At 48.0% G+C, this 24,782-nt stretch carries 32 protein-coding genes; 3 read left to right on the plus strand and 29 right to left on the minus strand.

The window, feature by feature from the left end; genetic code table 11:
- Window positions 1–60: 60 nt before the first annotated feature.
- The 26 genes from ACE4RR_RS12800 to ACE4RR_RS12925 all read right to left on the minus strand — a co-directional run bounded on the left by ACE4RR_RS12800 (window position 61) and on the right by ACE4RR_RS12925 (window position 20,920).
- Window positions 61–363, minus strand: coding sequence for a DUF4212 domain-containing protein (locus tag ACE4RR_RS12800; RefSeq protein ID WP_375535816.1), 303 nt, complete (start codon window positions 361–363; stop codon window positions 61–63).
- 132 nt (window positions 364–495) lie between these two features.
- Window positions 496–768, minus strand: a complete 273-nt coding sequence (locus ACE4RR_RS12805; protein WP_375535817.1) for a hypothetical protein — start codon at window positions 766–768, stop codon at window positions 496–498.
- A gap of 24 nt (window positions 769–792) precedes the next feature.
- Window positions 793–975 carry a hypothetical protein gene (locus ACE4RR_RS12810; protein WP_375535818.1) on the minus strand — a complete coding sequence of 61 codons (183 nt, stop codon included), beginning with the start codon at window positions 973–975 and terminating at the stop codon, window positions 793–795.
- 332 nt (window positions 976–1,307) lie between these two features.
- Complete coding sequence (gene spoIIQ, locus ACE4RR_RS12815) at window positions 1,308–2,237, minus strand: stage II sporulation protein SpoIIQ (protein ID WP_375535819.1); 930 nt, start codon at window positions 2,235–2,237, stop codon at window positions 1,308–1,310.
- Between the two features lie 113 nt (window positions 2,238–2,350).
- On the minus strand, window positions 2,351–3,340 hold the full coding sequence (gene spoIID / locus ACE4RR_RS12820; RefSeq protein WP_375535820.1) for a stage II sporulation protein D: 990 nt from the start codon (window positions 3,338–3,340) through the stop codon (window positions 2,351–2,353).
- Between the two features lie 445 nt (window positions 3,341–3,785).
- Window positions 3,786–5,099 carry a UDP-N-acetylglucosamine 1-carboxyvinyltransferase gene (gene murA, locus ACE4RR_RS12825; protein WP_375535821.1) on the minus strand — a complete coding sequence of 438 codons (1,314 nt, stop codon included), beginning with the start codon at window positions 5,097–5,099 and terminating at the stop codon, window positions 3,786–3,788.
- A gap of 505 nt (window positions 5,100–5,604) precedes the next feature.
- Window positions 5,605–5,835, minus strand: a complete 231-nt coding sequence (locus ACE4RR_RS12830) for a DUF1146 family protein (protein ID WP_375535822.1) — start codon at window positions 5,833–5,835, stop codon at window positions 5,605–5,607.
- Window positions 5,836–6,162: 327 nt separating this feature from the next.
- Window positions 6,163–6,438, minus strand: coding sequence for a hypothetical protein (locus ACE4RR_RS12835; protein WP_375535823.1), 276 nt, complete (start codon window positions 6,436–6,438; stop codon window positions 6,163–6,165).
- 76 nt (window positions 6,439–6,514) lie between these two features.
- Complete coding sequence (locus ACE4RR_RS12840) at window positions 6,515–6,925, minus strand: F0F1 ATP synthase subunit epsilon (RefSeq protein ID WP_375535824.1); 411 nt, start codon at window positions 6,923–6,925, stop codon at window positions 6,515–6,517.
- A gap of 28 nt (window positions 6,926–6,953) precedes the next feature.
- Complete coding sequence (atpD, locus tag ACE4RR_RS12845) at window positions 6,954–8,366, minus strand: F0F1 ATP synthase subunit beta (RefSeq protein ID WP_375535825.1); 1,413 nt, start codon at window positions 8,364–8,366, stop codon at window positions 6,954–6,956.
- Window positions 8,367–8,410: 44 nt separating this feature from the next.
- Entirely contained in the window at window positions 8,411–9,274 is an 864-nt protein-coding gene (atpG, locus tag ACE4RR_RS12850; protein WP_375535826.1) for an ATP synthase F1 subunit gamma, read from the minus strand.
- 83 nt (window positions 9,275–9,357) lie between these two features.
- On the minus strand, window positions 9,358–10,866 hold the full coding sequence (gene atpA, locus ACE4RR_RS12855) for a F0F1 ATP synthase subunit alpha (protein ID WP_375535827.1): 1,509 nt from the start codon (window positions 10,864–10,866) through the stop codon (window positions 9,358–9,360).
- Between the two features lie 18 nt (window positions 10,867–10,884).
- Window positions 10,885–11,430: a F0F1 ATP synthase subunit delta gene (locus tag ACE4RR_RS12860; RefSeq protein WP_375535828.1), complete on the minus strand. Its 546-nt coding sequence runs from the start codon at window positions 11,428–11,430 to the stop codon at window positions 10,885–10,887.
- Window positions 11,427–11,873, minus strand: coding sequence for a F0F1 ATP synthase subunit B (gene atpF, locus ACE4RR_RS12865; RefSeq protein WP_375535868.1), 447 nt, complete (start codon window positions 11,871–11,873; stop codon window positions 11,427–11,429). Before atpF ends, ACE4RR_RS12860 begins: the two co-directional genes overlap by 4 nt.
- Before the next feature lie 142 nt (window positions 11,874–12,015).
- Window positions 12,016–12,228: a F0F1 ATP synthase subunit C gene (gene atpE / locus ACE4RR_RS12870; RefSeq protein WP_375535829.1), complete on the minus strand. Its 213-nt coding sequence runs from the start codon at window positions 12,226–12,228 to the stop codon at window positions 12,016–12,018.
- Between the two features lie 72 nt (window positions 12,229–12,300).
- Window positions 12,301–13,029, minus strand: a complete 729-nt coding sequence (gene atpB, locus ACE4RR_RS12875) for a F0F1 ATP synthase subunit A (RefSeq protein ID WP_375535830.1) — start codon at window positions 13,027–13,029, stop codon at window positions 12,301–12,303.
- A 26-nt stretch (window positions 13,030–13,055) separates the two neighbouring features.
- Entirely contained in the window at window positions 13,056–13,433 is a 378-nt protein-coding gene (locus ACE4RR_RS12880; RefSeq protein ID WP_375535831.1) for an ATP synthase subunit I, read from the minus strand.
- Window positions 13,430–13,660, minus strand: coding sequence for an AtpZ/AtpI family protein (locus ACE4RR_RS12885; RefSeq protein ID WP_375535832.1), 231 nt, complete (start codon window positions 13,658–13,660; stop codon window positions 13,430–13,432). Before ACE4RR_RS12885 ends, ACE4RR_RS12880 begins: the two co-directional genes overlap by 4 nt.
- 380 nt (window positions 13,661–14,040) lie before the next feature.
- Window positions 14,041–16,317 (minus strand): S8 family serine peptidase, encoded by a 2,277-nt coding sequence (locus ACE4RR_RS12890; RefSeq protein WP_375535833.1) that lies wholly within the window; start codon window positions 16,315–16,317, stop codon window positions 14,041–14,043.
- Between the two features lie 237 nt (window positions 16,318–16,554).
- Window positions 16,555–17,184: a uracil phosphoribosyltransferase gene (upp, locus tag ACE4RR_RS12895; protein WP_375535834.1), complete on the minus strand. Its 630-nt coding sequence runs from the start codon at window positions 17,182–17,184 to the stop codon at window positions 16,555–16,557.
- A gap of 340 nt (window positions 17,185–17,524) precedes the next feature.
- Window positions 17,525–17,686, minus strand: a complete 162-nt coding sequence (locus tag ACE4RR_RS12900; protein ID WP_375535835.1) for a hypothetical protein — start codon at window positions 17,684–17,686, stop codon at window positions 17,525–17,527.
- A 41-nt stretch (window positions 17,687–17,727) separates the two neighbouring features.
- A complete protein-coding gene (gene glyA, locus ACE4RR_RS12905; RefSeq protein ID WP_375535836.1) occupies window positions 17,728–18,969 on the minus strand; it encodes a serine hydroxymethyltransferase in 1,242 nt (413 codons plus the stop codon).
- Window positions 18,970–19,115: 146 nt separating this feature from the next.
- Window positions 19,116–19,661 (minus strand): TIGR01440 family protein, encoded by a 546-nt coding sequence (locus tag ACE4RR_RS12910; RefSeq protein ID WP_375535837.1) that lies wholly within the window; start codon window positions 19,659–19,661, stop codon window positions 19,116–19,118.
- 141 nt (window positions 19,662–19,802) lie between these two features.
- Window positions 19,803–20,261, minus strand: a complete 459-nt coding sequence (rpiB, locus tag ACE4RR_RS12915; protein WP_375535838.1) for a ribose 5-phosphate isomerase B — start codon at window positions 20,259–20,261, stop codon at window positions 19,803–19,805.
- A gap of 42 nt (window positions 20,262–20,303) precedes the next feature.
- A complete protein-coding gene (locus tag ACE4RR_RS12920; protein ID WP_375535839.1) occupies window positions 20,304–20,450 on the minus strand; it encodes a hypothetical protein in 147 nt (48 codons plus the stop codon).
- A gap of 32 nt (window positions 20,451–20,482) precedes the next feature.
- Window positions 20,483–20,920, minus strand: a complete 438-nt coding sequence (locus tag ACE4RR_RS12925; RefSeq protein WP_375535840.1) for a low molecular weight protein arginine phosphatase — start codon at window positions 20,918–20,920, stop codon at window positions 20,483–20,485.
- Window positions 20,921–21,116: 196 nt separating this feature from the next.
- Here ACE4RR_RS12925 and ACE4RR_RS12930 point away from each other — a divergent pair, with 196 nt between their 5' ends.
- Window positions 21,117–21,293: a hypothetical protein gene (locus ACE4RR_RS12930; RefSeq protein ID WP_375535841.1), complete on the plus strand. Its 177-nt coding sequence runs from the start codon at window positions 21,117–21,119 to the stop codon at window positions 21,291–21,293.
- A 7-nt stretch (window positions 21,294–21,300) separates the two neighbouring features.
- Entirely contained in the window at window positions 21,301–21,477 is a 177-nt protein-coding gene (locus ACE4RR_RS12935; protein WP_375535842.1) for a hypothetical protein, read from the plus strand.
- A 281-nt stretch (window positions 21,478–21,758) separates the two neighbouring features.
- Here ACE4RR_RS12935 and ACE4RR_RS12940 read toward each other — a convergent pair whose 3' ends face one another.
- Entirely contained in the window at window positions 21,759–22,298 is a 540-nt protein-coding gene (locus ACE4RR_RS12940) for a manganese efflux pump MntP (protein ID WP_375535843.1), read from the minus strand.
- 274 nt (window positions 22,299–22,572) lie between these two features.
- Here ACE4RR_RS12940 and ACE4RR_RS12945 point away from each other — a divergent pair, with 274 nt between their 5' ends.
- Window positions 22,573–22,878, plus strand: coding sequence for a YesK family protein (locus ACE4RR_RS12945; protein WP_375535844.1), 306 nt, complete (start codon window positions 22,573–22,575; stop codon window positions 22,876–22,878).
- Window positions 22,879–22,936: 58 nt separating this feature from the next.
- Here the strand turns inward: ACE4RR_RS12945 and ACE4RR_RS12950 are convergent, their stop codons facing one another.
- Window positions 22,937–23,983 (minus strand): L-threonylcarbamoyladenylate synthase, encoded by a 1,047-nt coding sequence (locus ACE4RR_RS12950; protein ID WP_375535845.1) that lies wholly within the window; start codon window positions 23,981–23,983, stop codon window positions 22,937–22,939.
- A gap of 154 nt (window positions 23,984–24,137) precedes the next feature.
- Window positions 24,138–24,743 (minus strand): stage II sporulation protein R, encoded by a 606-nt coding sequence (gene spoIIR, locus ACE4RR_RS12955; protein WP_375535846.1) that lies wholly within the window; start codon window positions 24,741–24,743, stop codon window positions 24,138–24,140.
- Window positions 24,744–24,782 lie beyond the last annotated feature (39 nt).

Consider the following 24,782-nt stretch of genomic DNA (forward strand, 5'->3'; position numbering starts at 1 on the left):
TCTCCTCCCTGCTATTTATTCTGTAACAATGTTTACTAGATAGAAATCATATTGACTGCCTTAATGATCAGCTGTTTTCCCTCCACTGATTCTCGAATTGGCCTCATCGTCAATGCCAAATTTCTTATCGATCTTGTCACTGAGAATGGCGTTTAGGAACAAGCAGATGATAAAGACGACAACTGCACCCTGCGAGCCCATGTAATAATGAAATTCAACTCCCATAAACTTAAATTGCGAGAAAAATTCAGCAAAAGCCACGACTCCAAAGGAAACGAGAAATCCAATCGAAAGAAAAATGACAATTAAACGGGTCCTTGCTTTGAAATATGCGTCAGCTGTTGCTTTGTCCACCTTTTTCACAGTATCATTCACCTCCATAAATATTGAACGGAACAATGTTCATGTCATGAAGCGGTTCTGAATCCGGACTCACCTCCTTGACGAAGTACATTTTGAAATCGCTTTCAAAAATAATTTGAAAGAACAGGCTTGTCAGTTATGTGACAAGTCCGGCCGGGCGCGGTACTCCATCTGCTTACAATCCTTGCATATCTTCACCGGCGCTTTTTTTCCGGCGAGAATAATATTCATTAAAATGATTCCCGGAGTAAACAAATAAAAAACCGAATGGAACAAAAAGCCGAGAAGCACTGCTGTAACGAGCGGAAGGCTCGACATGAAAAAGACGTAACGCCATTTTGTCATCAGGACGACGTTTCTGCTTCCACAGCTGTTGCAGGTGAATCCGGCTGATGTGTCTGCCATGAGGAGCTCTCCTTTGACGTGTACTTATTTCAGACTGAATACGAACTGCACGGTTTCCCAGAACGGGAGCGGCACCATGGCCATCGCAATTACCATATACACCGCCATCGCAGCAAACGGCGACAGCAGAAAGAGCGGCTTCTTATACTTGATCGTAATAAAAATTCCGGCAGCAGCCATGACCCAGAAAATGATTAATGCTGTCATATGCATTCCCTCCTGATTGATCAGACCGGCTCGTCGGTCTCTACCTAAGATAACGTTTACATGACCAATAAATCAAGTGAAAATTAATTAGGGTTTCAAAGTTTGTACTAATAACTGTTTAAGTTTCATCTGAGCATTTATGACTATTGTTATAATACACATTATTTCAAATCTTCTGATACACCGTCAACCGATATGGGTAAATAATTTAAAATAATTCTTTTTTAGCTGTGGATATTGTGGATAACTGCAGAACAGCAGGGTTAATGCAGGGATATGGTGAACGCAAAAAAACAGCCCCTCTATTTCCAGATAAGGGCTGTTTATGGTAATTATTCGTTATCTTTCTTGTCTTTCTGGTCTTCCTGGTCTTCCTGGTCTTCCTTCTCATCTTCAGACTTGGAATCTTCGTCTGCAGCGTCTTCGTCAGCTGTTTCACCTTTATCTTCGCCTTCTTCGCTTTCATCGCCGTCCATAATTGGGAATTCTCCAAGAGAGGATTCCTCTTCAGATGGCTCTTCCGCAGCTTCCTTCTGCTGGGCGCGGAGATCTTCAAGCTTTTGATGGAACGCATCAGACGGATTTAACGGCTCTCCGTCAAGTCTTACTTCAAAATGGGCATGAACACCTGCGTCTTTGTTATAAAGGTTGCGTGCTGCTTCTCCGATAACAGAGTCTTGAGTCACGGTGTCGCCTTCTTCCACCTGCAGCTTTTCGAGACTGCTGTAGGAGGTCACCAGATCATTTTCATGCTTCACATCGACAACATAACCGAGTACTTCATCTTTTTCAGCCTTGACTACTTCACCTGTAGCTGCTGCAGTTACTTCGAATGCTTCCCCATCCGGCTGCGCCAGATCGATACCTTTGTTTTGGTAGTACATATTATTATAGTATACGAGAGCATCCTGCTGTTCTTCTGCTGTGGCGTCATGGTCGTAGTAATACCCGATAATCTCTACGCTCTCTTCATCGGCGACAGGCATTTGCAGTGATTCATTTTGTCCGGCGGTACGGATAGCATCCTCATTTTCATTTCCTTGGCCAGCGTCTTCGTTATATTCTCCATCCATTGGGATCCCATCTTCAGCCTGGTCAGTTCCGGACGGACTTTGAATGGCAAAATACGTTCCGAGAATTACTGCACAAGCGGATAGATAAGCTGCAGGCCAGAACCATTTTTTCCTGACAACCTGATCCCATTTGCTGCCGCCGCTGCGAGTTTCACGGTCAGCAGATTTTTGTTTTTCTTCATCTTTCATTTGATCATCACCTCAGCACCCATTTTGATCAGGTGAGAGGAAAAATATACCTTCTTCTGAAAAATTTTCTTAAATTATCAGAAAAAAATATCTATTTGGCTTTGTGCGGCCGGTTAAATGCTTGATATTTCGACTCCTTTGAAGTAATGATTAACGATATCACGGTAGCTTCGTCCTTCCTTCGCCATGCCGTCAGCTCCGTACTGACTCATGCCAACGCCGTGCCCCCAGCCTTTTGTTTTGAAAATAAAATCAGAGCCGGACCGTTCAATTTCAAAATCACTCGAGTCAAGCCCAAGCACTTCCCGCACCTCACGCCCGGCGAACGTCTCGCCGCCGATCGTCCACTGTGCTACTCTCCTGCCGTCCGTTCTTCCTGAGACCTCGCCTGTCTCGCCCTCTGCGATGGAGACTCCAAGCAGACTCCCCACCTCCGCTGCCGAGATCCGCTTCTCGTTTGCATACCTTGGTGAGGTTGTGTCCCATGGACTTTCCACACTTTTTAAGTAAGGAACCGGATTTGCCCAATAGTCCTCTGCATTTTCCGTGTATCCATTACTTGTTGAAAAAAATGCAGCGGTAATCGGTTCGCCTTCATATGTCAGTACTTCCCCTTCTGTGGCGCTCACCGCTTCTTTCACGCGTTCCATTTTCCATTCATATTCGTCTCCCCAGTTTTCCTTCAGCTCTTCCTCATTTTGATATACCTGATGCATCTGCGTATCGGTGACGAGCGCATCTTCCGGCAGGTCAATATCTGAAGGAGCTGCCAGCTGCCGCGCCGCATACGTCCGTGCAGCGAGCGCCTGCGCCTTTAACGCTTCGAGTTCAAATTCCGCCGGCATCTCAGAAGCCACCACTCCGATCACATACTCTTCGATTCCCAGCGTCTCTACCGTCTCCGTCCTGCTTCGAAACACAGGAATTGAAACATCACTGCCGGATTGTTCTTCTGTGTCCTGTACGGTTAAAGAGGAGCCTTCCTGCACGCCTCCGCTCAAAAACGCCTTGTCCTCCTCATTGCCAAAGTATGTGACAAAGAGAACAGGAATTGCTACAAATAGAGCAATGCTCAGGAGCGAAAAGATGATTATTTTTTTCATTCACACAGCTCCTTCAATAAAAAATCACTGTCGTCTGTTTGGCAGTGCTGATTTATTTTTATGAAGGAGGTGTGTGGTTTATGATGAAGGATTGGACAAGAATCTGCACGCAGTACAGTTTCCTGGATTCCACCACTACGGGCTGATTTCCACCGTACCGATTGCGGTTTCCACCTCAGACCTGCGATATCCACCGTTCCGCTTGCTTTTCACGCTGTACGGGGCACTTTTCCCGTGATGCTGGCTGCGTTTTCACCGTGCCCGATGGTTTTTCCACGGATCAGCAAGTCATATCCCCTGTACTTCTCCCTTTTCCACGCTTCCGACCTCTTTTCCACTGCATCTGGCTGATTTCCACCGCACCAATCCGTTTTCCACTACCACCCAAAAAAAAGAAGACCGGGGGAGAATCCCCGGCCTTCTTCTTTGTTATATAAAATAATTATTACTTGCTTGCGGTACGATAGTTAAATACTTCGCTTGTGGCTGCAACTTCATCAAGCTCACGGACACGTTCTACGCGGGCGCCCAGTGCCTGTAGTTTTTCATGGAAGTTCACATAACCCCGATCGAGATGGCGAAGCTCTGTAACAGTAGTTTCTCCCTCTGCCACGAGTCCGGCAAGAATTAATGCCGCGCCGGCACGAAGATCAGTGGCTGCGACTTCGGCTCCCTGTAAACGCACAGGACCCGTTACAATCGCTGCTCTGCTTTCGATCTTAATATCTGCATTCATGCGGCGGAATTCCTCCACGTGCATGAAACGATTTTCAAATACAGTTTCCGTAATGACGGCTGTTCCTTTTGCCTGAGTCAGCAGGGCCATAAACTGCGCCTGCATATCAGTAGGAAATCCTGGGTGAGGCATAGTTTTCACATCTACGGGCCGGAGGATGTCGGGTCCGGTTACCATCATGCCATTATCATGCTCCTCGATGACAACACCCATCTCGCGCATTTTAGCAACAAGCGGGCGAAGGTGCTCATGAAGTGCGCCTTCTACAAATACTTCCCCACGGGTAATCGCAGCTGCAATCATAAACGTGCCAGCTTCAATTCGGTCCGGAATAATGTTGTGGACCGCTCCGTGCATGCTTTCGACTCCTTCAATACGGATCGTGCCGGTACCGGCTCCGCGGACCTTTGCTCCCATCGCATTCAAGTAGTTAGCTAAATCTACGATTTCAGGTTCTTCGGCGACATTTTCCAGGATGGTTGTTCCGTCCGCAAGAGCCGCTGCCATCATGATATTTTCCGTCGCTCCGACGCTTGGAAAATCAAGATAAATTCTTGCTCCCTGCAAGCGGCCGTTTACCCGGGCTTCGATATATCCGTTGCCAATTTCTACTTTAGCTCCCATCGCTTCAAAGCCTTTTAAGTGCTGGTCAATCGGGCGGGATCCGATGGCGCATCCGCCAGGAAGAGCAATGTGCGCACGACCTTTTCTTGCAAGCAGCGGTCCCATCACAAGAAAAGATGCGCGCATTTTTCGTACATATTCAAACGGAGCGTCTGTGCCAAGTTCTCCACTGGCATCCGCAGTAAACACGCCGTCTTCATAAGAAACATCTGTATCAATATGAGCAAGAACATTTTTCATCGTATACACATCTGCTAAAGATGGTACGTCATAAATTGTACTTATACCTTCTTCCGCAAGAAGAGAGGCCGCGATGACAGGCAGGACAGCATTTTTTGCTCCCTCTGCTTTTACAGTGCCTTTAAGGCGCCTGCCTCCCCTAACTAAAATTTTATCCAACATATTCCCCTCCGAGTCCGATAGTGATCCTGATTTTGCGAAGTTGTTATATCCTGCATTTTTTTGAAGATCTCATATGATTTTCCACAATAAGGATGTGGAAGGCAGGAATTATCGCTTTGCTTTATAGGTATTCATGCGCTGACATAGGCGTTCCCTGTCCTCCATGGAAACGGGCGCCCATTCTCATGTCCACCGTTCTGTGCCATGTATAATACATTGTATTTTTAGAGATAGTAAGCTGTGATGATTAATATATTTTTGTGGTCCAAGCTACAATAAACTTAGTCGACGTTGTCATTGAAAGGTTACATTTTTTAAAAAATTTCTTTTCATCATTTCTGTTCAAATCGAGTTTCCCTGATTTCTCTAACTTAAAACTAACTACGACATAATTCGTCCAAATTCGACATTTCCAGACCGAAAACTCTCTTATTCACATTTTCACCATTCTCAGAGCAGTCATACATGGAAGATTCGAACAGAGCGTTCATTCCATTATGTCTCAAAACAAATAACGGAGCATCAGTGATCCATCTAAATAGTCCATAAAAAAAGAAGTGACGAGCTGACTAATGGCAATCGTGAGAAGAATCATCAACATCTTTGCTTTTGGCCCTTCTGGATCACGGACGAACACATCAAACCGGAACGACTGCAGGCTCCACCAGACTACGATTAAAAAACCCAAACTTACAACGATATGTAGGACCGCCTCTTGTCCTTCAGGATTCATTCGCTCAACTCCAGTCCGAAAGCTATCATAGAGCATTTTTTGAAAATTGAGAAGAGACGTTTTTCCTAATGTTTCAAAATGACGCAATCTAAGTTACTATTCTAAAGGAAATATTAAAAAATTACTACAATTTTACAACATTTTTTGTGAAGTTTGTGTAAAATTTTTATTCACATGAAGCCATTAGGAAATGAAATGGGTATCAATCGCTGTTATTTCACTTTACCACATGTCAGTAATTATAAAACATTTAAATGGAATTGTCTGGATGTTTTTTTACAAAATTGTTACAAACGTGTTAATCTTTTTGATAATTAAAATTATTTATTAGCTCCTCTGTTGATGATTTCTATATGTAGAGCTCTTTCCGTTGCTTGTAATTTCATACTTTTCCACCGCACCGATCCGGTTTCCACCTCCTACCTGCGCTTTCCCCCTTTCAGCTTGCTTTTCCACGGGTACGGTCTTTTTTCTCGCTTCGCTTGATGTGTTTCCTCCACCGCTGCCGATGGCTTTTCCACCGCACGGAGCTGATTTCCACGCACCCGACGGCTTTTCCACCGTAGCACCGATCCGATATCCACCGACCAGCCACACAGCCACTCCCAAGCAAACACCTTTTTTTCCGGCAAAACCAAAAAAACTGCTCTGCAGCACAGCTGCAGAACAGAATTTTTTGTTACCTACGTTTATTGTCGGCCACTTCCAGTCTTGTATTGGCACGTCTAAGGGCAAGCTCGGCCCGTTTAAAGTCGATGTCTTCCTGCTTGGCACGGTTAAGACGCTCTTCGGCCCGCTTCTTTGCTTCAAGAGCGCGGTCAACGTCGATCTCCGACGGCTGTTCAGCCGATTCGGCCAAAATCGTTACTTTATCCGGACGGACTTCGATGAAACCGCCGCTTACAGATACAAGCTCGCGGCTTGAATCGTGCTTGAGGCGGACGGTGCCTACCGCAAGCGGTGCCACCATTGGAATGTGCCCTGGCAGAATACCAAGCTCCCCGCTCTGGGCGCGGACGCTTACCATGTTCACATCCCCTTCATAGACTGTGCCATCAGGAGTGACTACATTGACATTGATAGTCGACATGAAACATCCTCCTTAACAGCCTATGCTCTTAGGACATAGCCTTTGCTTTTTCAAGCACATCTTCGATCGGTCCGACGAGACGGAAGGCATCTTCCGGAACATCGTCATGCTTGCCTTCAAGAATCTCTTTGAAGCCGGAAATGGTGTCTTTTACTTGTACATAAGAGCCCGTTTGTCCTGTAAACTGCTCGGCCACGTGGAAGTTCTGGGATAAGAAGAACTGAATGCGGCGAGCACGGGATACGATAAGCTTATCTTCTTCAGAAAGCTCATCCATACCAAGGATGGCAATAATATCCTGAAGCTCGTTATATTTTTGAAGCGTCTGCTGAACCTGCTGGGCCACGTCATAGTGCTCTTCCCCGACGATTTCCGGAGAAAGTGCTCTGGATGTAGAAGCAAGTGGGTCCACCGCCGGGTAGATACCCATTTCTGTCAGCTTACGCTCAAGGTTTGTTGTTGCATCCAAGTGGGCAAACGCTGTTGCCGGAGCCGGGTCTGTGTAGTCATCGGCCGGTACGTAGATTGCCTGGATGGAAGTAACGGAACCTTTTTTCGTAGAGGTAATACGCTCCTGCAGCTGACCCATTTCTGTCGCAAGGGTCGGCTGATAACCAACCGCAGACGGCATCCGTCCGAGCAGGGCGGAAACCTCAGAACCTGCCTGGGTGAAACGGAAAATGTTATCTACGAAAAGAAGCACGTCCGCTCCGTCTACGTCACGGAAGTATTCTGCCATAGTCAAGCCTGTCAGGGCCACACGCATACGTGCGCCGGGCGGCTCGTTCATCTGGCCGAATACCATTGCCGTCTTTTTAATAACACCGGAATCGGTCATTTCGAAGAAAAGGTCGTTCCCTTCACGAGTACGCTCCCCCACACCGGCGAATACGGATATACCGCCGTGTTCCTGGGCGATGTTGTTGATAAGCTCCTGGATCAGTACCGTTTTCCCTACACCGGCACCACCGAACAGGCCGATTTTACCACCTTTAACGTAAGGGGCGAGCAGGTCAACAACTTTGATTCCTGTTTCGAGAATTTCCGTCTGGGTGGAAAGTTCATCGAATTCTGGAGCCTGGCGGTGAATCGGATCGCGCTTTGCATTTGCATCGATCGGATCCTCCAGGTCAATCGTTTCTCCGAGTACGTTAAATACCCGGCCTAATGTTACGTCACCAACAGGAACCGAAATCGGCCCTCCGGTGTTTACCACTTCTGTTCCACGCACGAGACCATCGGTAGAGCCCATGGCTACGGTACGGACAGCATCATCGCCAAGGTGCAGCGCTACTTCAAGTGTAACGTTCACTTCTGCTGAACCGTCGGCCTGTGCTGGCTGAGAAACAGTAAGCGCGTTATTCAACTCAGGTAACTGGCCGCTTGGAAACTTAACGTCTACAACCGGACCCATAATCTGAGTGACACGTCCATTGTTCATTATTTACCCTCCTAACTAAGTTCTGAAAAAACGTTCGCAGGCTATTAATCAAGTGCAGCAGCGCCGCCGACAATCTCAGTAATTTCCTGAGTGATGGCTGCCTGTCTGGCACGGTTAAACGATAAGGTTAAGTCATCGATAAGACCGGATGCGTTATCAGTGGCAGCACTCATTGCGGTCATTCTGGCTCCGAACTCACTTGCTTTGGCATCCAGGAGCGCTCCGTAAATTAAGCTCTCTGCATATTGCGGGAGCAGCTGTTCGAGGATGGCTTCTTCGGACGGTTCATATTCATAGGATGCCGATGATTTTGCCTCTTCCTCATTAAGCTCCGTCAGCGGCAGCAGCTTCGTTTCTGTTTCTACCTGCTGAATCGGGCTGACAAAATGGTTGTGCCACATGTAAAGCTGATCAATCTCTTCTTCTTCGTACATATTCACCGCAAGGCGGGTGACATTCTTGATGTCGTTGAAGGAAGGCTGATCAGACAGGCCGGTCACTTCGTCGAAGATTGGAATGCCTCGTCTCTTTAAAAGGTCCCGTCCGATACGTCCGAGCACTATCACACCATATTCATCATTCGAGGAATGCCGCTGTTGAATGGCATCGACAAAGGCACGCATCAGCCCGGCGTTGTAACCGCCGACCAGTCCGCTGTCCGACGTGATCATGACGTAAGCGGTCTTCTTTACTTCCCGCTGCTCAAGCATCGGGTGAGAAGCGCCGGAATTTCCGGAGGCAATGCCTGCCACTACTTCACGAATCTTTTTTGTATACGGCTCGTAAGCCTGAGCGTTATTCTGGGCACGGTTCAGCTTGGAGGCTGATACCATTTCCATCGCTTTTGTAATCTGTTTTGTTTTCTTCGTGGAATTGATCCTCGTTTTTATTTCTCGTAATGAGGCCATCTTTTCTCACCACCTTTTTGACACAGGGCAAAGAAAGACGCAGTTACGCCTGTCTCTGCTTGTGTCCGGCTGTTGAATCTATATTATTGAGATACGTTAAAAGACTTTTTGAATGTATCGATTGCGCTTCTGAACTCAGACTCTTCCGGAAGATTTCCTGTTTCACGGATGCCGTCAAGAAGCTCCTTGTGGCTCGAATCAAGATAGGCAAACAGCTCTGATTCAAAACGCTGTACGTCTGCCACTGGAATGTCGTCAAGGTAGCCTTTTGTCAGCGCAAAGATGATTGCGACCTGCTTTTCTACACGCTGCGGCTGGTTTAATCCCTGCTTAAGGGCTTCTACTGTGCGGGCACCACGGTTCAGCTTCGCCTGTGTAGCTTTATCGAGGTCCGAACCAAACTGGGCAAATGCTTCAAGCTCACGGTAGGCAGCCAGGTCAAGACGGAGCGTACCGGATACTTTCTTCATTGCTTTGATCTGGGCGGAACCACCAACACGGGATACGGAAATACCCGGGTTAACCGCTGGACGCACCCCGGAATAGAACAGGTCGGACTGAAGGAAAATCTGTCCGTCTGTGATCGAGATAACGTTTGTCGGAATGTATGCTGATACGTCCCCTGCCTGTGTTTCGATGAATGGAAGGGCTGTAAGAGAGCCGCCGCCTTTATCATCGCTCAGCTTGGCGGAACGCTCAAGCAGACGGGAGTGAAGGTAGAAAACATCCCCTGGGAATGCTTCCCGGCCCGGCGGACGGCGAAGCAGCAAGGAAAGCTCACGGTACGCTGCCGCCTGTTTTGTTAAGTCATCATATACAACGAGCACGTGCTTGCCGTTATACATAAACTCTTCACCCATCGATACCCCTGCATATGGTGCCAGGTAAAGAAGCGGTGCAGGATCTGAGGCGCCGGCGCTGACAACGATTGTATAGTCAAGCGCACCTTTTTGGCGGAGTGTTTCCACTACGCCTGCTACCGTTGAGTCCTTCTGGCCGATAGCTACATAAATACAAATAATATCTTCTTCTTTTTGGTTGATGATTGTATCCATCGCAATGGCCGTCTTACCAGTCTGACGGTCCCCGATAATAAGCTCACGCTGACCGCGGCCGATCGGGATCATCGAGTCAATCGCCTTAATACCCGTCTGAAGCGGCTCATGAACGGATTTACGATCCATGACACCAGGTGCCGGGCTTTCAATTGGACGGGTGCGGGTCGTTTCCACTGGTCCTTTGCCGTCAATCGGCTGGCCGAGCGGGTTTACGACGCGGCCGAGTAATTCTTCCCCGACCGGAACCTCCATAATACGTCCGGTTCTTTTAACCTGGTCTCCTTCACGGATTTCCGTAAATGGGCCAAGAATGATAATACCTACGTTGTTTTCTTCCAGGTTCTGCGCCATTCCCATGACTCCATTTGAAAATTCAAGCAGTTCGCCTGCCATAACATTTTCAAGGCCATGAGCACGGGCGGTACCGTCACCGATCTGGATAACTGTACCGACTTCATTTGCTTCTACATCAGCTTGAAAGGTTTCAATCTGCTGCTTAATGAGAGAGCTGATCTCATCAGGTCTGATGCTCATAACGTTCACCCCTAACTTCTATCGTTTACCAGAAATCATTTGATGTTCAAGACGGTTCAGCTGGCTTTTCACACTGCCGTCGTAAATAGTGTCGCCAATACGGATTCTTAGTCCGCCGATCAAGTCACGATCTATAATGTTCTCAATGTGCAGAGTGGCTTTGCCTGCTCTTTGAGCGAATTTTTCAGAAATCAAGGCCCGTTCGTTATCCGTAAGTGGTTTTACACTCGTTACGACAGCGTAGCCCCGCTTTTGTTCTTCATCAACAAGATCTATAAATGCTTCTGCAGTCTGAACGACGGCATTGAGTCTTTTTTTCTCTTGAAGAAGCAGCAGTGTGTGCACCACAATATCACTCAGTGAAGAAAATGCGGTGCGCAGCAACTCCTGCTTTTTTTCTGGAGAAACGTTCGGATGGTAGAGGACCCGGTTGAGCTGGTCGTCTTCCTGAAAAATCTGCTTTACGGCTTCAAGTTCTGCGCGGGTAGTGTCGAGAACTCCTTTTTCCTTTGCAAGTTCAAAAAGAGCAACGGCATACCGGTTAGCTGCTACGGAGCTGCTCATAGCTTGACGCCTGCCTCTTTGATATATTCTTCAATCAGCTTTTCCTGTTCTTTTTCATCTAGTTCTTTTTCAATAATCTTCGTGGCAACCATAACGGAAAGCGAGGCAACCTGCTCACGCAGTTCGGCTACTGCCTGTTCTTTTTCGCGTTCTATTTCAGCAACAGCACTTTCCTGGATGCGCTTCGCTTCTGCACGCGATTGGGCTGTAATCTCTGCGCCCTGTCTTTCGCTTGTTTTCCGGGCCGTCTCGATGATGGATTGTGCTTCATCACGGGCGTTCTGGACTTCGAGGCGCTGTTCTTCTAAATATTTCTCCGCATCCTGGCGGTTCTTTTCAGCTGTGTCAACTTCTTTGGCAATATGCTCTTCTCTTTCTTTCATCATGTTCATCATTGGTCCCCACGCAAATTTGCGGAGGATCAAAAGCAATATAATGAACATCCCAATCGAGAAAAATACATCTCCCCAGTAAATTACTTCTGGCACGGAATTCACTCCTTTCGGCTGTTATACAAAAGGAATGGCGAAGCTTATAAGGACTTGACTCCGCCATTTTTGGTACTTGATGTCTTCAAACGGCTCTCTACTGACCCATAACAATAAATGCAATAACGACCGCGATGATCGGAAGGGCCTCAACTAGTGCGATACCGATAAACATAAGTGTCTGTAATGTAGATTTAAGTTCCGGCTGACGGGCAACCCCTTCAAGTGTCCCTTTTACGATCAATGCGTTACCAATACCTGCTCCTACTGCAGCAAGTCCTGCTGCGATTGCGGCTGCTAATACTCCCATTTAAAAAATCCTCCCTTAATATAGTTAAATAGTGGACCGGCTTATTCTGCCTGCTTGTCCGATTATTAAATTCTAATGTTCGTCTGCTACTTTGTGTGCCAGGTAAACCATTGTCAGCATTAAGAAGATAAATGCCTGGATACCTGCAATAAATAGTCCAAATGCCTGCCATGCTATCATCGGCAGCCCTGCTGCGAATGCCCCGAGCAGACTTGCTCCCCCGGCACTGGCCAGGAGGGTCAGCAGGATTTCCTTCGCATAAAGGTTACCGAAAAGCCGCATTCCAAGCGTTAATGTGTTCGCAAATTCTTCTAAAATGTTAAGTGGAAATAAGAAAGGAACTGGTTCAAAGTAGGATTTTCCGTACTTTTTGAAACCTTTAATTTTAATCCCGTAATAGTGGGAAAGAACAATGACCATCACGGCGAATGTCATCGTAATGACTGGATCTGCTGTCGGCGATTTCCACCATACTTCGTGTGTTTCGTGATTGATGATCATAAATGGAATTCCAAGCAGGTTAGATACTAATATTAATAGGAAAATTGTAATTCCCAGTCCAAAAAATCGTTCCCCTGTTTTCCAATCCATCGCACTGCTGATCGTATTTTTGATGAAATCAATAATCCATTCGAAGAAATTCTGCATGCCTGTCGGCTTCATGCGCAGGTTACGGGCGCTGAAGAATCCGATTAAAAATACGATAAAAGCTGCAACTGACAGCATAATGACGTTGGAGAGGTTCAGGTGGAAGCCTGTAATTCCAAATAGATCGTAGACTATCGGTGCCTCATGATCCACGAGTTATTCACCCCTTTTCTTATAATCTAATTTGGTCTGTTTCCTTTTCCCGACCAGAGGGAGTAGAAAAAAATGATGGCATACGGAGTCATGAGTCCGGCTACAAGTCCGATAATATGAAAATAATCGGGAAACCGAATGAGAAGGATGGCAGCGAGTGCCCCTGCTGCAAGTCGGGAGACCATTCCAAAGGAGAAGGTCCGTTTATTTTCCTCAGCCGCCGCTCCGACATTTCTTACGTCCCGGTACATGCTCCATACATTATAAAGTCCGATGATGCAGCCTGTTCCCAGACTTAAGAATACTTCTGGATAAGGCAGGAATCCCCATCCTAAAACATACAGCGCCAATACATACATGGTCAGCTGAACAAAACGCATGATGCTGCCTGCAAATACGTTCATTCATGATCGTCTCCTATTTTTTCCATCAGACGGACTAGTCCGTACACTCCGGCCGCAAGTCCAAGAAGAACACCGACAATCAAAAATAATGGCTCAGTACCAGCGTAACCGTCGATCCACCTTCCGGCAAAAATACCTACGAGCAGCGGTCCTACGAGATAGGAGAGCACCATCGAAGTGAGCGCCATTGAACGAAACGCTTTAGGCGGTTGTTTCTTATCAGTCATGTCCGCCTCCATTTTGGCATGTAGTCTGGCAGTATAATCAGAAAGGGTTTATAAAAGCTGTGGCACAAATTGAAAAAATACTGCGAAGATAAGCTTGTGAAGTAGTTTGATCCACCGCGGAAAGGTGTTCTCAGTAGCTCTCTGAGCAAAAACCTCATATTAATATGTAAACCCTGTCATATACCTTTCTAATCGTACAATAGGGTCCACTGTATGTCAATGAGATAGACTATAAAAATTCCTTGATGCGTAGGGATTTTTGACGTTTTTTTGAAATGTGGACATTACGTGACACTTTTATCATGAGAGGATGTTCTTGTTTTTTTTCACAGGAAGGAATTCAGCCGCCGAAAACATATGTTCCGGCGGCTTTTATCACATTATCTTTTTTCTCCAAGGGACGGCGCGATTACTGCTTCATCGAGATTGATAAAGGTTTCGATCGTTTCTTCTTTATCTCCGGATTTCACATAAATAACGGCCCTGTATTTTCCTTCTTTTATAGGGGAGCCCTTCAGCGAAATTTTACTTTCCACCAGCCCCGCCTCGAGGTTCTTCTGCGTATCCAGAATCCCTTCAAACTGATACGTATCAGGATTGTAAAGCGCGATTTCGAACTCTTCTGCGCCTCCTGGAATGTACGCTTCGTATAGAAATTCATCGGGTTTTCCGGACGGATGCAGCTCAAAGGCGCCGATCCGTGGGTAATCCGGCTCATTGATAAATAACAGGTATGGTATTTTGATCGTCTCGTTCCCGCCTTTTACGACCAGGAGTCCGTCGAGCTGTCCAAATTCCACCGCTCCCGGCTGAATTTGGAGACTGGCACGGACAGTCCTGGCTTCGCCGGGCGGAACCTTTATGCTTTCCGGAAACTTCCATTCCATCCCGATCGTTTCCCCATTCGCTGCTTCAAGCTGATACGTTTTTTCTTCATCAGAATGGTTTTCAATGACAAGCTTCTTGGTGTGGACGTCTCTGTCATCCCCCTCGCCCCATACCCCGAAGGACAGCGCACCGGGAGCAACTAAGGTGTCGGTACGGAGTGCCTTTTGCATATTGACGCGCCCCGCCCCCTGCACGAATGGCGGGTAGGCATTGCCGTTGGGATCGGTTAAGGAAACGGCTGTGTTCATAATCGCCGCTTTCACCTGTTCTGGCTTCCAGTTCGGATGGGCCTGCTTGATTAATGCAGCGGCGCCAGCAACGTGGGGAGCTGCCATGCTTGTGCCGTTCAATGCAAGGTACCCGTGCGGAACAGTACTGTCAATCTCTACACCGGGTGCGACGACATCCGGTTTTATGTCCCAGGAGGAGGTCACCGGGCCGCGAGAGCTGAAAAAGGCCATATGGTCCGTTTCTTCTTTTAAGACTGTCTTTAACACAGCCGGCGCATCATCGGATTCGTGCTTATTAATCGCTTCAAGGAGCTTTTCTCCATCTTCGCGGTCAATGGTGACAGCAGGAATCGGCTGTCTTTCCTCTGTTCCTGCCATAAACGTACCGGATACGTTGTTATATATGATAATCGCTGCTGCTCCTGCCTTGCGGGCATTGACGATCTTTTGAGCAAGCGGAATTCCTCCTCGTTCCACGAGTACTGCTTTGTTACGTGCATTTTTTAAGTCTTTTTCCATCCCCAGGCCTCCATGGACCAGAGGCAGATCACGTCGAAACGTCCACGGCATCGTTCCCTGAAACGGCTGGAGCGGGATTGCGAGCTCTTCTTCTCCTAAGAGAGAAAGCACGGGCATCTTTAACGGCGGGATGGATGCTCCGACGGAAATCGCACTTTTCGAGGTTCCCGGCGACCCGACACTCCACATCGACGGGCCGCTGTTGCCGCTTGAGGTAACTGCAATAATGCCTTTCTCTGCCGCTCGGTCGAGCGCTTCACTCGTCGGCCAGTCCGGTCCGTTTACCGGGCTGCCAAGTGACAAATTCAAGACATCGACCTCATCTTCCATTGCCTTTTCAATCGCAGCCAGAATCTGCTCTGTCGAGCCCTGCCCGACTGGTCCGAGCGCTCGATACATATAAATCTCCGCTTCCGGAGCTACGCCTCTTACATTTCCGTTTGCTGCGATTATGCCAGCGACATGCGTGCCGTGCATCGTATCTTTTCCATTTTTATCCTTGCCTTCCATTGGATCATCATCACGGTCGACAAAATCATAGCCGCCCTTAAAATTATCTGCGAGATCCGGGTGATTATAATCAATGCCTGTATCAATAATCCCCACCTTTATTCCTTCGCCGGTCAGCTGGACGCCATTCTCATCGAGCTGGCCGCGGATCGATTCGGCACCGATAAATGGGACACTTTCATTTAAGGCGGGTGGATAGGAAACCGCTGCATCGGCGCGGCTGATTCCATCAATCCTGCGAATTTCTTCAATCTGGCTGCTTGTGGCTTCCACCGCAAGGCCGTGAAAAGCCTCGCTGTACCTCTCCGTAACCAGCGCCTGCGGAACCTGGTCGGCAATGCGTTTCTCGGCTTCAGCAATCGTTGTCCCGCTTTCGAGCGCCAGAATAACCGTTTCCGCTGGCTCGCTTTGGCCGGCTGCCGCTGCAGTATCCGGGACAAACGTGGTACCCATGAAAATAAAACAAAAAATAAATAGTATTATCGCTTTTATTGCAGATCTGTCAGCCACTTTATACATCCTCCTGTCCCGGCACGAACTTATTCTTCTGTCCTTTAGGGTGGCAGGAGAATGAAAAAATATGCAGTCTTTGTGTCAACAAACTGAAAATGGATCGATACATGACGGCTGCACGCCGGGTGGTGCTCGATATAAAGCATGAAAATTTGGCGATGTAAAGTATTTGGGACCAGAAAGGGTAAAAAAACCCAGTGTAATCTAAATGATCACAATGGGTTTTGTCTCTCGTTATTTTGTGCCGAAAAGTCGGTCGCCGGCATCGCCGAGGCCCGGGACAATGTAGCCTTTTTCATTGAGTTTTTCATCCATGGCCGCTAAATAAAGGTCCACGTCAGGATGTGCTTCCTGCACTACCTCTACTCCCTCCGGAGCGGCGATTAAACACATCAGCTTAATGTTCGTGGCACCGCGGATTTTCAAGCTGTTGATCGCATCAACCGCTGAACCTCCTGTCGCAAGCATCGGGTCCACCACTATAAACTCGCGCTCTTCCACATCACTTGGAAGCTTAACGTAATATTCCACCGGCTTTAATGTTTCCGGATCACGGTATAAACCGACGTGACCTACTTTTGCAGCGGGAATCAGCTTAAGGATGCCGTCTGCCATGCCAAGCCCGGCGCGGAGAATCGGAACAATGCCAAGTTTTTTGCCGGCAAGCGTATTCGATTTGGCCGGCCCGACCGGAGTTTCAACGGTAACCTCCTGCAGCTGAAGGTTGCGCGTGATTTCAAAAGCCATCAGCGTAGATACTTCATCAACAAGCTCACGAAACTCCTTTGTCCCAGTGGAAACGTCGCGGATAAATGTAAGCTTATGCTGAATCAGCGGATGATCTAAAACGTGTATTTTCCCCATGAATGAATCTTCTCCTTTTATCCGGCAAGACTGCCGGGAAGTTATGTTTGTGAAAACACCAGCGCTGAAGCTGCCGGGCGGTGTGTGAGGCATTTTGCTGCTTTCTCTACCGTTTTGTCGAACGAACAGGCTCATTCTTTTGAAATTCTACAGAAAAACGAATTTCCCTTCAAGTCTCTGTAAAAAGAGAAATGATTTCGACAATTTAAGATAGGAGCTGCCGATGGATTTTCCACGCATCAGCAAGTCATTTCCCTTGAACTTACCTAGTTTCCCCGCAGCCATAGTCTTTTCCACCGCACTGATCCGATTTCCTCCACCGCTCGGCGTTTTCCCCTTTTCAGCTTGCTTTTCTCGGATACGGACTTCTTTTCACGCTTCGCTTACACCGTTTCCACCGCTCCCGATGGTCTTTCCCCGGATCAGCAAGTGATTTCCCTCGCTCTTGTGCGATTTCCACGCTGCCATACCCTTTTCCACCGCAGCGCCACACCAGAACCATGAAAAAACCTGCCAAGGAATCCTTGGCAGGCAGTACTTCTATTAAAGGTACGTGTACATCGGGAATTTGCTGGTGAGAGCATCGACGCGCTCCGCCGCTTCCTTACATTTCGTTTCGTCGTCGTGGTTTTTGAGGGTCAGAGCCATGATGGCGCCTACCTCGTCCATTTCTTCGAGACCGAAGCCGCGCGAGGTGACAGCGGCAGTTCCGATACGGATACCACTGGTGACAAATGGACTTTCCGGGTCAAAAGGAATGGCGTTTTTATTTGTCGTCAAGCCGACTTCATCGAGCGCTTTCTCGGCAATTTTTCCGGTAATACCAAGGCTTTGCAGATCAAGCAGAAGCAGATGGTTGTCGGTGCCGCCGGAAATGAGGTCGATGCCTTCGCTGTTCAGCTTTTCGCCGAGGCGTTTAGCATTATCAATAATGTTTTGGGAATACGTTTTGAAGTCATCCTGCAGCACTTCTCCGAAAGAGACGGCTTTTGCTGCAATCACGTGCATAAGCGGTCCGCCCTGCAGGCCGGGAAATACTGATTTGTCGATCTTTTTTCCGAACTGCTCTTCACAAAGCACCATTCCGCCGCGCGGTCCGCGCAGTGTTTTATGCGTGGTTGTTGTAACAAAATGAGCGTGTGGAACCGGGTTTTGATGAAGACCTGCGGCAATAAGGCCTGCGATATGAGCCATGTCGACCATCAGGTAAGCGCCGACTTCATCAGCGATTTCACGGAATTTCTTAAAGTCTATTTCTCGTGGATAAGCGCTTGCGCCGGCGACAATCATTTTTGGCTGGTGTTCTTTGGCAGCCTTGCGTACTTCTTCATAATCAATCGTTTGATTGTCTTTTGTCACTCCATATTCCACAAAGTTATACTGCACCCCGCTGAAGTTGACCGGGCTGCCGTGCGTCAGATGCCCGCCGTGTGAAAGGTTCATGCCGAGTACCGTGTCGCCATGCTCAAGTGCGGTAAAATAGACGGCCATATTAGCCTGGGCTCCGGAGTGCGGCTGAACGTTTACATGCTCGGCACCAAAGATTTTCTTCGCACGGTCGCGGGCGAGATCCTCCGCAATATCAACATATTCACAGCCGCCGTAATACCGGCGTCCTGGATATCCTTCTGCGTATTTGTTTGTCAGCACACTGCCCTGGGCTTCCATGACAGCCTGGCTGACAAAGTTTTCCGATGCGATTAATTCAATTTTGTCGCGCTGGCGTCCGAGTTCCTTTTGGAGGGCTTCAAATACTTCTGGATCCTGCTTTCTAATTGTTTCCATTAATCTGTTGTACCCCTTTCTCCCTTATAACTCTAATTGTTAATTGTTCGTTATTATTCTCTGATTTTCATTACAAAAAACATTGTAACATGATTAATCAGTTCAATTCCGTATTTTAATTGAAAAAAAATAAAAATTATTAAGTTTTAGGAGTAAGTCGCTCGTTCTCCGCCGATCAGTTTCGGCCGTGTTCTGGCCATTGTCACATGTGCTTCTCCGATGGAGGTGACCTCACAGCGGACCGGTACCGCCACATGCTTTAGATGCATGCCAATAAACGTGTCACCGATATCAATACCGGCATCCGCCTGTACATGCTCCACGATGACCGGGTCCTCTAAATGATGATAAGCATGCGTCACCATCGCGCCTCCTGCTTTTCCATGAGGAATGACACTCACCTCTGCCAGCCCTTTTTTCTCGGCGGTTTTCCGGTCTATAACGAGAGCGCGGTTAATATGCTCACAGCCTTGAAAGGCAAGGCTGACGCCGGTTTCTTTTGAAAAGACCTGCAGTTCCTCAAACAACGCGGCCGCTGCGTCTGCGGAGCCAGTCGTGCCGATTTTTTTTCCGACGACTTCACTCGTACTTGCTCCGACGACCAGCAGATGGCGCTGGTCCAAGGGAGCCGCTTTTCGTAAAGCTTCCAGGCACGTTCGCAGCGAGGTCTGCCAGTTTTTTTGCTCTTGCATGCAAACTCACCTCACACCCTGATTTATTTTTAAAGAAAAACCGTTGCCTTCCGTCACGTTCAAAAGACGAGAGCCGGAGCTTTAATTTATAAAAAGAAAGGGTCTGGCGGCTGGGAATTTTCCAGCTCCAGTCCCCTCTTATCAGCTTTCAGCAGTTAATTCTTTTTCTTCAATGTCTGCGATTTTGCCAATTCTGTCTGCATGACGGCCGCCTTCAAAATCGGTATCGAGCCAGGCTTTGACGATTTCGCCCGCAAGTCCCGGGCCGACGACACGTTCACCCATCGCTAGTATATTGCTGTCGTTGTGTGCGCGGGTCGCTTTGGCGCTGAATACGTCGTGCACGAGCGCACAGCGGATTCCTTTTATTTTATTGGCCGTAATTGACATGCCGATTCCTGTGCCGCAGATGAGAATTCCTCGATCCACTTCTCCAGATGTTACTTTCTCGGCTACCGGCAGTGCATAATCCGGGTAGTCGACGGACGTTTCACAGTCACAGCCTACATCTTCGTAGCTGACCTGAAGCTCATCGAGTACTTTGATTATCTCTTTTTTCAGGCTGTAGCCGCCATGATCAGAACCTATCGCCAGTTTCATGATCATCGCCTCCTCTCTACTTTCTATGTTCTCATGTTCTCGTCAAGTTGTAAATTTATCTATCGTCGTCTTTAATTGTTCCGCCTGCTCCAATAATTCATGCGCAACCGCCGCACTTTTTTTAATATTGGTCGCCTGAGATTCGAAAGAAGAGGTAACTTCAAGATCCAGCTGACGTTTCCTCAGCAATACTGTCTCTCATACATACCGCCCCCTGGTCATTATGCTTTTCTCACATTTTCCAATAGGACTTCTATTGCCCGTTCAATTTCTTCGGCTGTCGTTCTGTACATATCGATCGAGCCTCCGATCGGGTCCTGAATGTCTCCTGGAATGTCTGCAAATTCATTGATGGTAAATATTTTATCGGCAGCGGCGGGGTACTGTTGAACAGCCACATTGTGATGACTTTTTGTCATTGTCAGAACAAGATCTGCCCAGTCGATGAGCTCCTGTGTGAGGGGGCGGGAAAAATGATGAAGCGGAATGCTCCGTTCTTCCAGTACTTTCACAGTGTGGGCTGAGGCCTGCATACCGGGAGCTGCATGAATTCCGGCGGAACGGACCTCAAGCTCTCCAGCTGCTTTTTCCTTCAGCATAGCCTCTGCAAGCGGACTTCGGCACGTGTTGCCTGTACACACAAACAATATATTTTTCATTGGATTCACCTTTTTTTGGAATTTGAAATTATGTTTATTTTATCACAGAGGGTGGAGTAGGAAAAAAGGAAAAAGGGCTGTTTTTAGGGTGTCAGTGATCTGCGTAATTTTCTGGACTTGGATTGGCGTGGTGGACAACAAGTGTCTGCGGTGGAAACGGTGTGAGCGAAGCGGGAAAGGAGCCCGTAGACGGGAAATGCAAGCTGAAAAGGGGAAAACGCTGGCTGGAGGGGGAAATCGGATCAGTGCGGTGGAAAAGGCTATGGCTGCGAGGAAACAAGATGAGTTCGAGGGAAATCACTTGCTGATCCGGGGAAAGACCATCACGAGCGGTGGAAACGACGTAAGCGAAGCGGGAAAAGAGGACGCGTAGACGGGAAATGCAAGCTGAAAAGGGGAAAACGCTGGCTGGAGGGGGAAATCGGATTGGTGCGGTGGAAAAGCCTATGACTGCGGAGAAACAAGATGAGTTCGAGGGAAATCACTTGCTGTTCCGGGGAAACACCATCACGAGCGCTGGAAACGACGTAAGCGAAGCGGGAAAAGAGGACGCGTAGCCGGGAAATGCAAGCTGAAAAGGGGAAAACGCTGGCTGGAGGGGGAAATCGGATTGGTGCGGTGGAAAAGCCTATGACTGCGGAGAAACAAGATGAGTTCGAGGGAAATCACTTGCTGTTCCGGGGAAACACCATCACGAGCGCTGGGGAAAACTTGGTAATTTCAAGAGAAATAATTTGCTGCGTGACACGAAGCAATGGACGAATCTCATGAAGAATGGGGAATACTACAAAAGTGCTGCCGCAGCAAAAAGAATGTGCTGCCTGCTGCACATCCGGGGTTATAACATAAGCCGGATTCCGAAACAAAGTAATATAACGCCGCCAAGCATTTCGCTGTACCGGCCGAATATTGATTGAAAGCGGCTCCCTACTTTTAACCCGAACCATGTGAAAAATGCGCTCACGAGACCGAAAACGAGGAGCACTTTTAAAAGGCCTGCCTGCAGAATTCCAAGGGTGATGCCGATGGAAAAGCTGTCGATACTGACGAGCAGTGCGAATAAATAGAGCCCTGCACCTCTTGGGATGATTGCCACCTCTGCGTTCTCGTCTTTGCTGAGTCCGGCCCACACCATTTGCAGTCCTACGAGCAATAGCAGTGTGCCCCCGGCAAACAGCGCGAGTTTTTCGTAGGAGGACGCGATCCAACGTCCGCCATATAAGCCGATGCAGGGCATCAGCATGTGAAACAGGCCGACAACACAGGCTGTCCGGACATATCTTACCCGTGCTCCTTTCATCGCAACAGCCAGTGACATTGAAAATGCATCCATGCTAAGAGCAAGTGCCATTGTGCTCAAAATAATCCAGCCGCCCATCCGTCTCCTCCTTTCGGACATGCTTTTTAACTTTATGCGGAGGAGTATAGGAACATTCGCGGTTTGTTATCTTATGGATTTCATATGTTTCTATCAACAGCTGCCTGCAGGGCTTCTGCCATTCTCACCAGTGTCCGGAGAACCGGCGGCGACCTTGTACCGTAACAACGCGGCCGTTTTTCATCGACTCAGAGTTGTCACCTTACACCGCCATCGACGAAATTTTATTTAAATCGTGTTACATTTTTTGAAAAAAATTAAGGAGGGAGCTGTCATGGAAGGATATGGCCCAATGCTGTTCGCTGGATTTGCATCTTTCTTGCTGTCGTGTTTGTCTGCCTATTATTTATTTACATCTTTTCAGAAAAAATATTACTTGTATCTTCCTGCCGGCGGCTTTATTTTGATTGGAACCGCTCTGCTTATCTACAGTCAGATAGTGGGCGGCTGGGATGGAATCGGCTGGGTGTTTATCTCCAGCTTTGTGATGGCTGGAGCGGTAGCCGCCCTCCTGATTATCGCCATTGCCAGGCTGTTTATGGACTATTTCCATTCCTCCGGAGGCGGGGAGCAGTCTTGACCGGCGGAAGGAAGTAGAAAAAGCAGAGCCGCCGTACAGCTCTGCTTTCATATATCATTCAGCGGCCGGATGCTGCTTTTTCCAGTCTGTTCATAATGGCTTCGCCAATGCCGCGTCGGGAAAAGGTTTCACACAAAATCACATCGGCTCCGCTTTCATCAGCGAGACGGAGCGATTCGTAAAGTCCGGAAGCGACCGTGATCAGATCGGTGCAGGAGCCGAGCGAAATAACGGTGTCCGCGCTGCCGTTCAATGCGTACTGGTGTTTATCAGTAGTAAGCACAGCGACATGGTCCCCTTTTTCCTGGTGTTGCCTTGCCAGGCTTTTCAATTCTGCAATGCCATTTTCAATAAGCACAAGTGGTGCCTCCGGGGCGTAATGGCGGTATTTCATGCCAGGAGCTTTCGGTGTTTCTGCTTTTTTCACTGCAGCCGTTTCCACATTCCCTTTCCCTGCGATCGTTTCAAGCTGCTCTTTCGTGACGCCGCCCGGTCGTAAAATCCAGACCTTGTCTCCGCTGCTGCAGTCAACCACGGTCGATTCCAGGCCGTAGCCGGACGTCCCGCTGTCTATGACACCGGCGATTTTACCATTGAGGTCATGCATGACATGCTCTGCTCTTGTAGGACTTGGCTTTCCAGATTGATTCGCACTCGGTGCGGCGATCGGCACGCCCGCCGCTTCTATTAAGGCAAGAGCCACAGGATGATCCGGCATTCGTACCGCAATCGTGGAAAGGCCGGCTGATACTTTTTCAGAAAGATTGTCCTTTTTGGGGACGATTAAAGTCAGCGGCCCAGGCCAAAAAGCCCCGGCGAGTTTTTTTGCGAGGTCAGGGACATTTTCTGAAAGCTCTTCTAATTGACTGACGGTGCTGATGTGGACAATTAACGGGTTATCCACCGGTCGTCCTTTTGCAGCAAATATTCGTTCGATTGCCTTGTCGCTGCAGGCATTTCCGCCAAGCCCGTATACCGTTTCTGTCGGGAAAGCTACCACCTCTCCGTCACTTATCCACACCCCTGCCTCTGTAATGACGGGGTGTACCTTTAATAATGGGTCATTGTTATCCACAGACCATCGTTTTGTATGTTTATAACTCATTATTTTCTCCTCCTGAAACCACTCGATTACCCTTACATATTATACGAATTTCATAGGTTTCCGGGCAAATAAAAAGTTATCCACTAAGATGGAAATAACTGTGGATAACCATTTGTAACGACTGAAAAAAGCACCTATAAATTAATGAAAATTATTAATTTCCGAACCATTCTTTCCACTTCTCCACAACGAAAAAAGTATATGCGCTATCTTTATCCACAGTATCGCTGTTATTATCCACAGATTCTTCCTCTGCTTCTGCTTTTTCGTCTGCCGGAATAAAACATAACGGCGGAAATAACACGCACCACCAATTTTCTCCTTCGCCTTCGCCGATCGTAACAACGAGCGCTTCATACGTGCCTGCCGGGTATACGAGCGGTCCATACACACGCGTTGGAAATTCTACGTTTTCTTTTAGTTGGATGGTAAAGGAATGTGAAGCATTATTCTTCTGGAGCACGGAAGCGGTAATGCGCTCGAGCTCCGGCACGTGAGCTGCAATGCGCGCCCTCGCTTCTTCTTTTGTGGATAAGTCACTGACAATCGTGCGGATTTCGGCGTTCACCTCATCACGGACCTCCCGTTTGATGAGCTGTTCTGCCGGAGAGTCATCGTGTGCAAGAATCCTCAGCCGCACGGCTTCCTCCGGGATCACCTCAGCTATTCCCGAGGATGCGGCCGCGTTCTGCTGCTGTTCCATATGAAGCCAGGAGATAAGTACAAGAAAAATAACATATATAAGTGCTTTGCTTCGCATGATAATGGCACCGCCCTTTCACCACTCAGTGTGGACGGA

The sequence above is a fragment of the Alteribacillus sp. HJP-4 genome (assembly GCF_042139015.1).
Taxonomy (GTDB): domain Bacteria; phylum Bacillota; class Bacilli; order Bacillales; family Marinococcaceae; genus JBHIKY01.

What these genes read in the sequence shown, in the direction of transcription:
- ACE4RR_RS12805 (WP_375535817.1), bottom strand. Translation starts at nt 768, where the DNA reads ATGGCAGACACATCAGCCGGATTCACCTGCAACAGCTGTGGAAGCAGA.
- ACE4RR_RS12810 (WP_375535818.1), bottom strand. Translation starts at nt 975, where the DNA reads ATGACAGCATTAATCATTTTCTGGGTCATGGCTGCTGCCGGAATTTTT.
- spoIIQ (WP_375535819.1), bottom strand. Translation starts at nt 2,237, where the DNA reads ATGAAAGATGAAGAAAAACAAAAATCTGCTGACCGTGAAACTCGCAGC.
- spoIID (WP_375535820.1), bottom strand. Translation starts at nt 3,340, where the DNA reads ATGAAAAAAATAATCATCTTTTCGCTCCTGAGCATTGCTCTATTTGTA.
- ACE4RR_RS12830 (WP_375535822.1), bottom strand. Translation starts at nt 5,835, where the DNA reads ATGAATCCTGAAGGACAAGAGGCGGTCCTACATATCGTTGTAAGTTTG.
- ACE4RR_RS12840 (WP_375535824.1), bottom strand. Translation starts at nt 6,925, where the DNA reads ATGTCGACTATCAATGTCAATGTAGTCACTCCTGATGGCACAGTCTAT.
- atpD (WP_375535825.1), bottom strand. Translation starts at nt 8,366, where the DNA reads ATGAACAATGGACGTGTCACTCAGATTATGGGTCCGGTTGTAGACGTT.
- atpG (WP_375535826.1), bottom strand. Translation starts at nt 9,274, where the DNA reads ATGGCCTCATTACGAGAAATAAAAACGAGGATCAATTCCACGAAGAAA.
- atpA (WP_375535827.1), bottom strand. Translation starts at nt 10,866, where the DNA reads ATGAGCATCAGACCTGATGAGATCAGCTCTCTCATTAAGCAGCAGATT.
- ACE4RR_RS12860 (WP_375535828.1), bottom strand. Translation starts at nt 11,430, where the DNA reads ATGAGCAGCTCCGTAGCAGCTAACCGGTATGCCGTTGCTCTTTTTGAA.
- atpF (WP_375535868.1), bottom strand. Translation starts at nt 11,873, where the DNA reads ATGTTCATTATATTGCTTTTGATCCTCCGCAAATTTGCGTGGGGACCA.
- atpE (WP_375535829.1), bottom strand. Translation starts at nt 12,228, where the DNA reads ATGGGAGTATTAGCAGCCGCAATCGCAGCAGGACTTGCTGCAGTAGGA.
- ACE4RR_RS12880 (WP_375535831.1), bottom strand. Translation starts at nt 13,433, where the DNA reads ATGAACGTATTTGCAGGCAGCATCATGCGTTTTGTTCAGCTGACCATG.
- ACE4RR_RS12885 (WP_375535832.1), bottom strand. Translation starts at nt 13,660, where the DNA reads ATGACTGATAAGAAACAACCGCCTAAAGCGTTTCGTTCAATGGCGCTC.
- upp (WP_375535834.1), bottom strand. Translation starts at nt 17,184, where the DNA reads ATGGGGAAAATACACGTTTTAGATCATCCGCTGATTCAGCATAAGCTT.
- ACE4RR_RS12900 (WP_375535835.1), bottom strand. Translation starts at nt 17,686, where the DNA reads ATGGTTCTGGTGTGGCGCTGCGGTGGAAAAGGGTATGGCAGCGTGGAA.
- glyA (WP_375535836.1), bottom strand. Translation starts at nt 18,969, where the DNA reads ATGGAAACAATTAGAAAGCAGGATCCAGAAGTATTTGAAGCCCTCCAA.
- ACE4RR_RS12910 (WP_375535837.1), bottom strand. Translation starts at nt 19,661, where the DNA reads ATGCAAGAGCAAAAAAACTGGCAGACCTCGCTGCGAACGTGCCTGGAA.
- rpiB (WP_375535838.1), bottom strand. Translation starts at nt 20,261, where the DNA reads ATGAAACTGGCGATAGGTTCTGATCATGGCGGCTACAGCCTGAAAAAA.
- ACE4RR_RS12925 (WP_375535840.1), bottom strand. Translation starts at nt 20,920, where the DNA reads ATGAAAAATATATTGTTTGTGTGTACAGGCAACACGTGCCGAAGTCCG.
- ACE4RR_RS12930 (WP_375535841.1), top strand. Translation starts at nt 21,117, where the DNA reads ATGCAAGCTGAAAAGGGGAAAACGCTGGCTGGAGGGGGAAATCGGATC.
- ACE4RR_RS12935 (WP_375535842.1), top strand. Translation starts at nt 21,301, where the DNA reads ATGCAAGCTGAAAAGGGGAAAACGCTGGCTGGAGGGGGAAATCGGATT.
- ACE4RR_RS12940 (WP_375535843.1), bottom strand. Translation starts at nt 22,298, where the DNA reads ATGGGCGGCTGGATTATTTTGAGCACAATGGCACTTGCTCTTAGCATG.
- ACE4RR_RS12945 (WP_375535844.1), top strand. Translation starts at nt 22,573, where the DNA reads ATGGAAGGATATGGCCCAATGCTGTTCGCTGGATTTGCATCTTTCTTG.
- ACE4RR_RS12950 (WP_375535845.1), bottom strand. Translation starts at nt 23,983, where the DNA reads ATGAGTTATAAACATACAAAACGATGGTCTGTGGATAACAATGACCCA.
- spoIIR (WP_375535846.1), bottom strand. Translation starts at nt 24,743, where the DNA reads ATGCGAAGCAAAGCACTTATATATGTTATTTTTCTTGTACTTATCTCC.